11 protein-coding genes are annotated in these 11,547 nt (G+C 69.3%); 5 read left to right on the forward strand and 6 right to left on the reverse strand.

Going from position 1 to position 11,547, the window contains the following annotated elements; translation table 11 throughout:
- The first annotated feature begins 34 nt into the window (after nt 1-34).
- Nucleotides 35-1,099 carry a diacylglycerol/lipid kinase family protein gene (locus AC50YM_RS02060; RefSeq protein ID WP_494955336.1) on the forward strand — a complete coding sequence of 355 codons (1,065 nt, stop codon included), beginning with the start codon at nt 35-37 and terminating at the stop codon, nt 1,097-1,099.
- Here the strand turns inward: AC50YM_RS02060 and AC50YM_RS02065 are convergent.
- The 3 genes from AC50YM_RS02065 to AC50YM_RS02075 form a co-directional block, all read right to left on the reverse strand.
- Nucleotides 1,096-1,332 carry a hypothetical protein gene (locus tag AC50YM_RS02065; protein WP_494955337.1) on the reverse strand — a complete coding sequence of 79 codons (237 nt, stop codon included), beginning with the start codon at nt 1,330-1,332 and terminating at the stop codon, nt 1,096-1,098. The genes AC50YM_RS02060 and AC50YM_RS02065 overlap by 4 nt on opposite strands.
- A 93-nt stretch (nt 1,333-1,425) precedes the next feature.
- Nucleotides 1,426-2,406: a prephenate dehydratase gene (gene pheA / locus AC50YM_RS02070; RefSeq protein ID WP_494955338.1), complete on the reverse strand. Its 981-nt coding sequence runs from the start codon at nt 2,404-2,406 to the stop codon at nt 1,426-1,428.
- 18 nt (nt 2,407-2,424) lie between these two features.
- On the reverse strand, nt 2,425-2,751 hold the full coding sequence (locus AC50YM_RS02075; RefSeq protein WP_494955339.1) for a rhodanese-like domain-containing protein: 327 nt from the start codon (nt 2,749-2,751) through the stop codon (nt 2,425-2,427).
- A 282-nt stretch (nt 2,752-3,033) separates the two neighbouring features.
- Between AC50YM_RS02075 and AC50YM_RS02080 the strand changes: the two genes are divergently transcribed.
- The 4 genes from AC50YM_RS02080 (at nt 3,034) to AC50YM_RS02095 (ending at nt 8,265) form a co-directional block, all read left to right on the forward strand.
- Nucleotides 3,034-4,494: an amidase gene (locus AC50YM_RS02080; RefSeq protein WP_494955340.1), complete on the forward strand. Its 1,461-nt coding sequence runs from the start codon at nt 3,034-3,036 to the stop codon at nt 4,492-4,494.
- A gap of 108 nt (nt 4,495-4,602) precedes the next feature.
- Nucleotides 4,603-5,715: an alcohol dehydrogenase catalytic domain-containing protein gene (locus tag AC50YM_RS02085; protein ID WP_494955341.1), complete on the forward strand. Its 1,113-nt coding sequence runs from the start codon at nt 4,603-4,605 to the stop codon at nt 5,713-5,715.
- Between the two features lie 230 nt (nt 5,716-5,945).
- The gene (locus AC50YM_RS02090) at nt 5,946-7,415 is read left to right on the forward strand and encodes a peptide MFS transporter (protein ID WP_494955342.1); all 1,470 of its coding nucleotides are present in this window, start codon (nt 5,946-5,948) and stop codon (nt 7,413-7,415) included.
- A 4-nt stretch (nt 7,416-7,419) separates the two neighbouring features.
- A complete protein-coding gene (locus tag AC50YM_RS02095; protein ID WP_494955343.1) occupies nt 7,420-8,265 on the forward strand; it encodes a phosphotransferase in 846 nt (281 codons plus the stop codon).
- 34 nt (nt 8,266-8,299) lie between these two features.
- Here the strand turns inward: AC50YM_RS02095 and AC50YM_RS02100 are convergent, their stop codons facing one another.
- Genes AC50YM_RS02100 through AC50YM_RS02110 form a run of 3 tightly spaced genes read right to left on the reverse strand, consistent with a single transcriptional unit; the run spans nt 8,300 to nt 11,516 of the window.
- Nucleotides 8,300-9,280: a sugar kinase gene (locus tag AC50YM_RS02100; RefSeq protein WP_494955344.1), complete on the reverse strand. Its 981-nt coding sequence runs from the start codon at nt 9,278-9,280 to the stop codon at nt 8,300-8,302.
- Nucleotides 9,277-9,972, reverse strand: a complete 696-nt coding sequence (locus AC50YM_RS02105) for a bifunctional 4-hydroxy-2-oxoglutarate aldolase/2-dehydro-3-deoxy-phosphogluconate aldolase (protein ID WP_494955345.1) — start codon at nt 9,970-9,972, stop codon at nt 9,277-9,279. The genes AC50YM_RS02100 and AC50YM_RS02105 overlap by 4 nt, the downstream gene beginning before the upstream one ends.
- Entirely contained in the window at nt 9,948-11,516 is a 1,569-nt protein-coding gene (locus AC50YM_RS02110) for a UxaA family hydrolase (protein ID WP_494955346.1), read from the reverse strand. Before AC50YM_RS02110 ends, AC50YM_RS02105 begins: the two co-directional genes overlap by 25 nt.
- Nucleotides 11,517-11,547 lie beyond the last annotated feature (31 nt).

Raw genomic sequence — 11,547 nt, forward strand, 5'->3', positions numbered from 1 at the left:
CCTCCGGCCGCCGGCGGGATAGTGTTGGAGCACCATGAGCGACTGGCTGCCGTACCTCATCATCGCGGCAGTGCTGGCATCTGCCGTCTCCAGTTGGTGGGGCGTGCGCAAGCTCAAGGCCAGGCACACGCGCAGCGCCGTGTGGGAGGAAACGCACAGTCCGGGCCTGGGCCAGCAGAAGGTGGCCGTGGTGATGAACCCGATCAAATCGCGGTCGGACGAGGCTCGCGCCATGATAAAAGACGCCTGCGCCGCAGCCGGCTGGGTGCCGCCGCAGTTTTTCGACACCACCGCCGGGGACCCCGGATTCTCGCAGGCGAGGGCCGCCGTCGAATACGGCGCCGACGTTGTGCTGGTGGGCGGTGGTGACGGCACCGTACGGGTCGTGGCCGACATCCTCGCCGGCACGGACACCGCCATGGGCCTGATCCCGCTCGGCACCGGCAACCTGCTCGCCCGGAACATCCACCTCGACGTCGGTGACCTGCACGAGAATGTCCAGACCGCCCTGTTCGGGCACCAGCGCTTCATCGACACGGCGCGGATGCGGGTGGAGAACTCCCGTACCAACGCGTCTGCGGAGTACACGTTCCTGGTCATTGCCGGAATCGGCATGGACGCCGAGGTCATCGGCGACACCAACGACGGCCTCAAGAAGGCTGTCGGCTGGCTGGCCTACACCGAGGCCGGCGTGCGGCACCTGCCCGGGCGCCGGAAGAAGGTCTCCATCTCGCTGGACGACCAGCCGGAACAGAGCCGGAAGATCCGCAGCGTCCTGTTCGCGAACTGCGGCCTGATCCCTGGCGGGATCGACTTCATCCCGCAGGCCATGATCGATGACGGCATGCTGGACGTCGTGGTGATGAGTCCGCGCAGCGCGATCGGCTGGCTGGCGATGTACTGGAAGATCGTGCTGAAGCACAAGAGGCACCTGCCGGTGATGACGTATTACCGCTCCGGCAAGATCACCATCCGCTGCGCGGAGCCGATGCCCACCCAGGTTGACGGCGATCCGTCCGGTGCCGCCACGAAAGTCACCGTGCAGGTTGCCCCCGGCTCGCTGCTCGTCCGGGTCAAGGACGGCACCGAGGGAGACTAGGCGCTGGCTTCCTTCCTGGCGGCTTCCTTGTGCGCGTCAGCGGTCACTTTCGCTTCCGCGGCGGCCTTCGCGGCGCGCGCTTCGGATTGCTCGCGGATCATGGCCTGCTCCTCTTCGAAGCGCAGGCGGTCCGCACGGTCCGCGTCGTCGCCGTCCCAGTCCTGGTTGTCAGCGGTCGGTTTGGGATTCACGATCATTCCCTGGCCGTCATTTTCAAGGCTGGTGTTTGCCATGATCTGCTCCCTCAGTAGAGACCTTCCCCAATATGGATCAGGCAAGCATACGCACTGTTTCAGGGGGGCGGAAGTGCCTAAACTGGCATTTGTCTACGCTGTGGGCGAAGCCTTGGACGTATATTCCGGCACCACAGATGCCCCGGACAGTATGTCTTTGACCCAGGCATGGGCGGACCGGAAGGCCTGATCCGACGTGTGTGGCTCCACGGCGGTCCGGTGCCCGTCGGCGCGGGCGTAGGAACCCACAAAACGGGTGGCCGGGCTGATCCGGTGCAGGCCGGCCAGGGCGTCCGCCATCCGCGCATCGGCCACATGGCCATCCGCGTCAATGCTGAAGAAGTAATGGCCCAGGTACTGGCCGGTGGGCCGCGATTCGATCCGGCTGAGGTTCACCCCGCGGGTGGCGAACTGGTCGAGGATCTCCATCAGGGCACCCGGGCGGTCTTCCGGCAGCGGAACCACCACAGTGGTCTTGTCCGAGCCGGTGGGCTCCGGCAGCTCGCCGGGCCGGCCAACGAGCACAAACCGCGTGACCGCACCTGGGTTGTCGCCGATGTTCTCGGCGAGCACGGCGAGTCCTGGCTGCTCGGTGGCCACAATCGGGGCGCAGATCGCCGCGTCGTAGTGGACGTCGTCTTCCAGCAGGCCCATTGCCGCCGCGGCCGTCGAGGAGCCCGGGATGTATTCTGCATCCGGAATATTATTGTCGGCCCAGAGCCGGCACTGCGCCCAGGCGTGGCTGTGCGTGGAGATCCGCCGGATGTCCTCGATCCGGGTGCCGGGCCGGGCCACCAGCACGAAGCTGATCGGCACCAGGGCCTCGCGCAGGATCCGCAGCTCCCGTCCCGTGGCGATCGCGTCCAGGGTGGCGGAGACGCCGCCCTCCACGGAATTTTCGATCGGCACCATCGCCGCGTCCGCCGAACCATCACGGACCTTGTCCAGCGCCGTGTTGACGTTGGACGACGGAATGCGGATGGCGTCCGCCGCACCGGGAACCTGCATCAGGGCCGCCTCGGTGAAGGTGCCCGCGGGTCCCAGGAAAGTGTAGGTGACGGGTGATGCGGGCATCGGCGCTTCTTTCTTCTACTACAGGATGACGGGCTTGAGTCCGTTGTCGGACACCAGCGGCATTCCGGTTTCCAGCCACTGGTCCATGCCGCCGGCGACGTTCAGGGCCGAATATCCCTGTCCGGCGAGCCACTGGGCGGCGCGGAAAGACCGCCCCCCGGTGCGGCAAATGACGTAAAGGTCCTCGTCCGGGTCGAGGTCCTCGAGTCGGGCCGGAAGCTGGTCCAGCGGGATGTGCAGGGCCCCCGCAGCATGGCCTGCGGCCCACTCGTAGTCCTCGCGGACGTCGAGGATCTTGGCCCCGTCAGGGATGTCGGACACGGTTACGGTGTCAAAGTCGCTCATGGTCGTCCCTTCGGCAGAATGCATGGTCTGACTCCAGCGTATCGCCAGCCGCACCCACGCACCTTCACCCCGCAGCAGGTTACGCTTCTGGCATGGCGCACAGGAGATCAAGGGCAGCTGCCCGGCCCACGGGCCCAGCGGCTCCCCGCTCCCCCACCCACCGGACATGCCCTCCGCCCGGCGCCACCGCTGGGCGCAATCCCACCATGTCCACCAGCGCACGCCAGCACTGGGCATGTCCCCCGGAGCGTGCGGCCGGGGAATCACCGGGGCCGCGCCACCTTGGCTGAAATCCACGAGCTCTCCGCGGTGGAACTGCGCGCCGCCCTGCGCGCCGGCGAGCTGTCCGCGCGGCAGGCCACGGAGCATTTCCTGGACCGCATCGGCGCCGAAAACCGGCACCTCGGCGCCTTCATCACCGTCACCGCGGAGCAGGCCATGCAGGAGGCGGACGCCGCGGACAGGGCCCACGCCCGCGCGGGACGGGACGGGACCGGGCTGGCTCTGCTGCACGGCATGCCGGTGGCCTTCAAAGACCTGACGGACGTTGCCGGTGTCGTGACCACCCACGGCAGCGCCGCCCTGGACCACAAGCCGGCCCTGGCCGACAGCACCATCGTCGCCATGCTCAAGAATGCGGGGGTGGTCTCGCTGGGCAAGACCCAGGTTCCGGAGTTCGGCCTGACGGCGTACAGCGAGAACCGGATCGCTCCGCCGTCGCGGAACCCGCACGCCCTCAGCCGCAGCTCGGGAGGCTCCTCCGGCGGCAGTGCGGCCGCGGTCGCAGCCGGGCTGGTGCCCTTTGCCCCCGGCTCCGACGGCGGCGGTTCGGTCCGGATCCCGGCCGCCGCCTGCGGGCTGGTGGGGCTGAAACCCGGCCGCGGCCTGGCTCCCGCGGGCGAAAGCACCGGCGACCCGGCCGGCCTGGTCGTGTCCGGGCCGCTGGCCCGCTCCGCGGCGGACGCCGCGCTGCTGCTCGATGCCCTCGTGCCCGGCCCGGCCGGGGCCGGCCCGGCCGGGGCCGGCACCGCCGGGATTGCCGCCCCCGGATACCTTGAGCTCGCCACACAGGACCCGCCCAGGCTGCGGATCGGAGTGACCCTGGACAGCCCGTGGCAGACGATCTTCCCCTTCACCCCGGACCCCGAGGCCCTCGACGCGCTTGCCGAGGGCATCCGGCTGCTGGAGGCGGCCGGCCACGAAACCTCGGAGGCCTCGATCCGCTACGACAACCGCTACCCGGCAGCGTTCACCACTGCCTGGACCGCCGCCGTCGGGGACGCCCGGATCGTGCCCCAGCGCGAGGCCCTCCTGACCCCGCTGACCCGGACGTTCCGGCGCCGCGCGCAGCAGCGCGGGCCGGCCCAGCTGGCCGAGGCGCTCCGGTTCCTGCGGCTGTTCCGGCGGGACACCGTTGCCCAGTACTCCGGCTGGGACCTGATGCTGATGCCGGCCCTGGCCCAGACGCCCCGCCCGGTGGGCTGGTTCACCGGCGCTGCCCACGGGGACGGTTATTGGCCGGCGGCCGAGTGGACGGGTGACGCCGACGGCGACTACCGCAAGCAGTGCGAGTACGCGCCGTGGTCGTCGATGGTGAACGTGTGCGGGCTGCCCGCGATCAGCATTCCGGTGCACTGGACCGGCGGGTCCAAGGGTGCCGGGTTGCCGATGGGCATCCAGCTGATCGGACCGCTGGGCTCCGAGGCACTGCTGCTTCAGCTGGCAACGCAGCTCGGATGCTAGCGTGGCGACCCGCACGGTGTGGGTGATTTCACGCACCGGTGCGGCTACGGTTTAGCTGAGCAGGTCCGGACATGTCCAGTTTTGAGAGCTTCCCGACGAGAGGGATCAATGAAGATCACCGGAGCAGTACTTGAGGAAATCGGCCGCCCTCGCCCCTACGCGGATTCCCGGCCCATCAGCATCTCCGAGCTGGATCTGGCGGGCCCCGGGCCCACCGAGATCCTGGTGCGGATCGAGGCCGCCGGCATCTGCCACTCGGACCTGAGTGTTGTGGACGGCAACCGGGTGCGCCCGGTGCCGATGCTGCTGGGGCACGAGGCCGCCGGCCGCGTCGTCGAGGTCGGCACGGACGTTAAGGATCTGGAACCGGGCCAGCGCGTCGTGATGTCCTTTCTGCCGCGGTGTGAAAAGTGTGCGAACTGCGCCGAGGACGGACGGCTCCCCTGCACCGCGGGGTCGAAGAGCAACGGCGACGGCACGCTCCTGCACGGGTCCATGCACCTTGACCGCGGCGGCGAAAAGATCTTCCACCATCTGGGCGTCTCCGGCTTCGCCACCCACGCCGTCGTGGACCGCGCTTCTGCCGTGCCGGTCGGGGACGACATCCCCGCCGACATCGCCGCCGTCCTCGGCTGCGCCGTGCTGACCGGAGGCGGCGCCGTCCTGAACGCGGCCCGGCCGCGGCCGCAGGACAGCATCATGATTGTGGGCCTCGGCGGTGTCGGCATGGCCGCGCTGATCACGGCGATCTCGCAGGGTGTCTCGCGGATTGTTGCCGTGGATACGCTGGACGAAAAACTGGAGCACGCCCGCCGGCTGGGCGCCCACGAAACGTACACCCCGCAGCAGGTTGTGGAACAGGGCGTCAAGGCCAGGTACGTGATCGAATGTGCCGGGAACCCGCGCGCCTTCGAAACCGCCTTCGCCGCGACAGCGGTGGGCGGCACCACGATCACAGCGGGCCTGCCGCACCCGGATGCGCGGGCCCAGATCTCGCCGCTGACCGTCACAGCCGAGGCCCGGACCATCGTCGGCAGCTACCTTGGCTCCGCCGTGCCGGCCCGGGACATTCCCAAGTACGCCCAGCTCTGGCGCGAAGGGAAACTCCCGGTCGAGGAACTGATCTCGGCCCGCATCGCCCTTGCGGACATCAACCAGGCCATGGACCAGCTCGCCGACGGGAAAGCGGTCCGCCAGGTCATTATGTTCGACGCCGGGTAGCCCCGCGCCCGCCCGCCGGCTGCGCCCGGCCCACGCCGCGGCGCACCGCCCTCACAATGCGGTATCACGTACGGCTGCTATTCCGCGTCCAGAGCAGCATCCACTGACACGGCAACGGCGGGAAGCGGGGCACAGAGCGGGGGACCCGGGGGGCCAGAAGCCGGGCCAGCAGCCCGCCCCGCGGCGCCCGGAATGTGACATTCCCGCGTCCCACTGTCAGCATTAAGTAAATGAGCACTACTCATTTATCTGATCCCCCCGTTACAACGCCGGGCGATTCGTCCTTTTTTGGTCACCCAAAGATGCTGGCCAGCCTGTTCTCCGTCGAAATGTGGGAGCGCTTCTCCTTCTACGGCATGCAGGGGATCCTCCTCTACTACATGTACTTCACCGCCGCCGAAGGCGGCCTGGGGATTGAGCAGGGCCTGGCCGCAGGCCTCGTCGGCGCCTACGGCGGCGGCGTCTACCTCTCCACCATCCTGGGCGCCTGGCTCGCAGACCGGCTCTTCGGCTCCGAAAAAGTGCTCTTCGGCTCCGCCATCCTGATCATGGCCGGCCACATCGCCCTCGCGCTGCTGCCGGGCATCCCCGGCCTGATCGCCGGCCTGGTACTCGTCGCCGTCGGTTCCGGCGGCCTGAAGGCCAACGCCACCGCACTGGTCGGCAGCCTCTACCGGGAACAGGACGAACGCCGCGACGCCGGATTCTCCATCTTCTACATGGGCATCAACGCGGGCGCACTGATCGGCCCGCTGGTCACCGGCTGGCTGCAGGAAAGCCACGGGTTCCACTGGGGCTTCGGCGCCGCCGCCGCCGGCATGGCCGTGGGCCTGGTCATCTACGCGCTGGGCCGCAAGAACCTGCCCGGGGAGGCGCACCTGGTGCACAACCCGCTGCCCGCCGCCGAGCGCACCCGGTATGGCCTGCGCTTCGCCGGCATCGCCGCGGTGATCGCCGTGCTGCTGGCCACCGGCATCGTCAATGCCGGGAACCTGGCCCTGTCGATGGCCTACGCGGCGATCGGGGCGTCCGTGCTCTACTTCGGCCTGATTTTCAGCAGCAAAAAGGTCAACGGCACCGAACGCCGCCGGGTCGCGGCCTTCATCCCGCTGTACGTCGCCTCGGCTGCGTTCTGGGCGCTGTTCCAGCAGCAGTTCACCTTCATCGCGGTCTACTCGGAGGAGAAACTGGACCGGAACCTGCTCGGCTGGGAAATGCCGGCCGCCTGGGTCCAGTCCATCAACCCGGTGTTCATCATCATCTTCGCCGGCGTTATGGCCGCCCTCTGGACCAGGCTGGGCCGCAGGCAGCCCGGCTCGGCACTGAAGTTCTCCGTCGGCCTCTTCGTGATGGGCCTGGCGTTCCTGGCCTTCATCCCGCTCGCCGGGGAGGGCAAGACCCCGTTGCTGGCACTGGTGGGGATCCTGTTCCTTTTCACCCTGGCGGAACTGTTCCTGTCCCCGATCGGCCTGTCCGTCACCACGAAGCTGGCCCCGAAGGCGTTCCACACCCAGATGGTGGCGCTGTTCTTCCTCTCGGTGTCGCTGGGCACCACGCTGGCCGGCATCCTGTCCGGCCTGTACAACCCGGACGACGAGCTGCCCTACTTCATCGGCATCGGCGGCACCGCCATGCTGCTGGCCGTAGGCCTGGCGGCCGCCTCACCGGCGATCAAGAAGCTCATGGGCGGCGTACGCTGAGCCGATGAGTCCAGGGCAACGCGCACCGCTTGAGTCCCGCGTCCACGTCCCCGCCGCCGGCGAGGCGTCCGACGTCGAACTTCTGCCGGCGGGCGATGTCACCGACGGTGTCGTGCGGGTCGGCGGAACCGTCCGCCGGCCGCACCAGCCGCAGTCCCTGGCGGTCGCCGCGTACCTGGACTGGCTGGAGGACGCCGGGTTCGACGGTGCGCCGCGGTTCCTGGGCCGGGACGCGGAGGGCAGGGACGTGCTGACGTTCCTGCCCGGGCGGTGCGCCGGACCCTTCCCGGAATCCTGGGTGCAGTCCGAGGAGCTCCTGGCCTCCGTGGCGCAGCTGCTGCGCCGGCTGCACGCTGCGTCAGCCGGTTTCGTGCCGGACGCCCACCCGTTTCCGCCCCGCCCGGTCCGCCAGGATCCGGCCGAGCTCGTCTGCCACCTGGACGTGACCCCGCAGAACGTGGTGGTCCGGGAAGGCCGCGCCGCCGGGCTGGTGGACTTCGATTTGGCCGGCCCCAGCACGGCGTTCAGGGACTCCGTTAACACCGCGTCGCACTGGGTCCCGCTCCGGGATCCGGCCGATGCCTGGCCGGGCTGGGAGGCGACCGACCCGTTCCGGCGGCTCCGGATCTTCGCCGACGGCTACGGCTGGAGCGAGGAAGAACGACGCCGGCTGCCGGATTTCGGGGTCGAGGCGACGGCGCTCAGCTACCAGCGGATGGAACACAACGCCCGGGTGATCGGCGGCGGCTGGGCGCGGATGTGGGACGCCGGCGTGGGCGGGCAGATCCGCCGCCGCGGCGTCTGGCTCGAGGCCAACGCCGGACGGCTGGTTGCGGCACTGACCTGCTGACCCCTTGACCCGCTGACCGGGGGAGCCAGCGGCCTTAGCGGCTCACGGGTTCCGGGGCGCCCAGCAAATCGAGTTCCGCACGCCGGGGCATACCCTCCCAGTCGCCTGAAACGAGGCAGGCGTAGGCGCCGGACTTCACCGCGGTCAGGAGCCGCTGTTCGACCGGTTCCCCCATCAGCAGTTCGGCGAGGTACCCGCCGACGAAGGCATCCCCGGCACCAACCGTGTCCAGCGCCCGGATGGGGATGGCCGGCTGGAGGTAGGTCCGGCCGCCGGCGAGGGCGGCGCAGCCCTCCGCGCCCAGTTTGATGACCACCTGCGAGGGGCCGAGCTCGGCCACCCGCTGGGCCAGGGTGAGGGCGTCGCCGGCCGCGCCGACCGCGATTGCCGCCTCGTCGTCGCCCGCGAAAACGATGTCCGCCTGCCCGATCAGCTCCCTGAAGACTTTCCCGGCCTCGTCCCGGGACCACAGGGCGGAGCGGTAGTTCAGGTCGAAGGACACCAGGGTGCCGGCCTTCCTGGCGCAGTCGACGGCGTACCGGGTCGCTTCAGCCGCCGGCGGGGACAACGCCGGCGTAATGCCCGTGACGTGCAGCAGCCGGGCGCTGGCGATCTTGTCCACCGGGATGTCGCCAGGCGCCAGCCTTGAGCCGGCGCTGCCCGACCGGTAGTACCAGACCTTGGCCGTCTCGCTGGTCCGGCGCTCCTTGATCATCAGGCCGGTCGGCGCGCCGGGATCGCGGATGCAGTCCACGTCCAGTCCCTCCGCCAGGAGCTCGCGGAGGACGAGGTCACCCAGGCTGTCCGCCCCGGCCCGCCCCACCCAGGAAACGGAGGCGCCCAGGCGCCGCAGGGCGATGGCCACATTGCTCTCGGCCCCGCCGACGCCGAGGCGCAGGGATTCCGTAAACGCCAGGGGGCCCGGAGTCGAGGCCTTCATCAGCGCCATGGTCTCACCGAAAGTGACAACATCGCTGGCCACCGTGGGCACCGTACCGGGCTGCTGCTTGCTCAACGGTCGCCCCGGGCCGGCAGGGCTGCTGCCACCAGCCGGCTGACTTCGGCCGCCCGGGCGCTCAGCTTGCCCAGGTCGCCGCCTTTGAAGGCATCCCCAAGCAGCGGGCCGCCGAGGCTGACCGCCAGGGCCCCGGCGCTGATCCAGGCGGCTGCGTCCTCGATCGCCACCCCACCGGAGGGGATGACCTGAAGGTCAGGGAACGGCCCGCGGAGCTGCGCAAGGTAGCCCGGACCTACTGTCGAAGCCGGGAAGACCTTTACCGCCGTCGCGCCGGCACGCCAGCCGGCAAACAGTTCCGTAGGGGTGAGGCCGCCGGGAAAGACCGGGACGCCGCGTTGGACGGCGGCGCGGACGATGTCACGGTCCGTCACCGGCGTGACGAGGAACCGCGCTCCGGCGTCGAGCGCCTCCTCAGCCTCCGCGGTCCCGGTGATGGTGCCGACGCCGATTTCCACCTCAGCACCGAAATCCCGGATCAGGTCAGGCAGGAGTTCAAAGACTCCCGCCGTGCTGAGTGTCAGTTCGATGGACCGTACGCCGCCGTCCGCGAGCGCGGCGATGACCGGCGCGTATTCCCCGGCATGCCGGGCACGCAGCACGGCGACCACGGGGTTGCGCAGCAGAATGGCGCTGGGAGCAGGGCGCTCCAGGCCCTGGCCGGACGTCATGTCACTGTTCCCAATTGCCATGGCACAAATTCTTCCTGTCCGAGGTCGAGTTCTTCGCTGACCGTCTGTTCGCCGGAAGCCACCGCGAGGATGCGGGCGAAGATCTGTTTCCCCAGCTCCTGCACGGTTGCCTCGCCGTCCACGATGACGCCGCAGTTCACGTCCAGGTCCTCCGGCATTTTGTTGTAGAGCTCCGTGTTGGTGCCCAGCTTGATGCTCGGGACCGGTTTGCAGCCGAACACGGATCCGCGTCCGGTGGTGAAACACACGACGTTGGCGCCGCCGGCCACGATGCCGGTCACCGAGACGGGGTCGTAGCCGGGGGTGTCCATAAAGACGAGACCGCGGCTGGTGATGGGTTCGGCGTATTCGTAGACGGCGGACAGTTCGGCCTGGCCGGCCTTGGCGACGGCGCCGAGCGACTTCTCCAGGATGGTGGTCAGGCCGCCGGCTTTGTTCCCTGGCGAAGGATTGTTGTCCAGGCTTCCTCCCCCGGCGGCGGCGTAGTCCTGCCACCAGGCGAGCCGGTCCAGCAGCCGCCGGCCCACTTCGGGCGAAACCGCCCGGCGGGTCAGGAGATGCTCGGCCCCGAACACCTCCGGGGTTTCCGCGAGCACTGAGGTTCCGCCATAGGCCACGAGCAGATCCGAGGCGACGCCGAGCGCGGGGTTGGCGGTAATCCCCGAATAGCCGTCCGAGCCGCCGCAGTTCAGCCCGAGGACAAGTTCGGAGACATCGACGGTTTCCCGCTGCAGCTTGTCGATGACCGGAAGCATCTGCTGGATCAGGGCGACTCCGGCTTTGACGGTGGCCCGGATTCCGCCCGAATCCTGGATGGTGAGCCGTTCAATGAGTCCGGCCGAGGTGTCCGCGTCGATGAATCGTTCTGTCTGCAACATTTCGCAGCCGAGCCCCAGGACGAGGAGCCCGGCGAAGTTGGGGTGCTGGGCGTAGCCCCGGAGCGTGCGGACCAGGACCTCGGCCCCGGCGCTGCCCAGCACCATGCCGCAGCCGCCCCCGTGGGTCAGGGCGAAGACCCCGTCAACGTTGGGGTAGGCGTCCAGCGCCGATCCGCGGAACTGGTCGGCGATCATTCGGGCCGTGCTGGCCGAGCAGTTCACCGAAGTCAGGATGCCGATGTAGTTCCGGGTTCCCACTTTCCCGTTCGCCCGCCGGTACCCCTGGAACGTGGGCCGCCCGCCGTCGGGGACCCCCGGAGTGACGCGGGCGGTGCCGAACTCGTAATCCTGGCGGACCTCGTCCATGCCGAGGTTGTGGACATGGACGTGGTCGCCGCGCCGGATGTCGGTGAGGGCACGGCCGATCGACTGGCCGTACTTATGGACGGGCGAACCGGCGGGCACGTCGGCGAGCGCTATTTTGTGTCCGCGCGGAACACGGGCGTGCACCTCCAGCGCAGTCCCTTCGGGAGTCCCGTCCGTGGCCCGGAGGATCGTGCCGGGCGTGAGGTCGCGGGTGGCCACTGCCACCTCATCACCCTCCGCCAGCCTGAGGGTTGAGCCCTCGATGGTTGCCGCAGCTGCAGCGGCGTCCGGTCCGTTCACGAGCCACGCACCGTCCTTTCGGCCGAACGGA

It is taken from the genome of Pseudarthrobacter sp. RHLT1-30-1, assembly GCF_059383415.1.

Bases quoted from the DNA above. Each gene is read 5' to 3' on its own strand.
- AC50YM_RS02085 (WP_494955341.1), top strand. From the start codon at position 4,603: ATGAAGATCACCGGAGCAGTACTTGAGGAAATCGGCCGCCCTCGCCCC.
- pheA (WP_494955338.1), bottom strand. From the start codon at position 2,406: ATGCCCGCATCACCCGTCACCTACACTTTCCTGGGACCCGCGGGCACC.
- AC50YM_RS02060 (WP_494955336.1), top strand. From the start codon at position 35: ATGAGCGACTGGCTGCCGTACCTCATCATCGCGGCAGTGCTGGCATCT.
- AC50YM_RS02095 (WP_494955343.1), top strand. From the start codon at position 7,420: ATGAGTCCAGGGCAACGCGCACCGCTTGAGTCCCGCGTCCACGTCCCC.
- AC50YM_RS02065 (WP_494955337.1), bottom strand. From the start codon at position 1,332: ATGGCAAACACCAGCCTTGAAAATGACGGCCAGGGAATGATCGTGAAT.
- AC50YM_RS02090 (WP_494955342.1), top strand. From the start codon at position 5,946: ATGAGCACTACTCATTTATCTGATCCCCCCGTTACAACGCCGGGCGAT.
- AC50YM_RS02075 (WP_494955339.1), bottom strand. From the start codon at position 2,751: ATGAGCGACTTTGACACCGTAACCGTGTCCGACATCCCTGACGGGGCC.
- AC50YM_RS02105 (WP_494955345.1), bottom strand. From the start codon at position 9,972: ATGGCAATTGGGAACAGTGACATGACGTCCGGCCAGGGCCTGGAGCGC.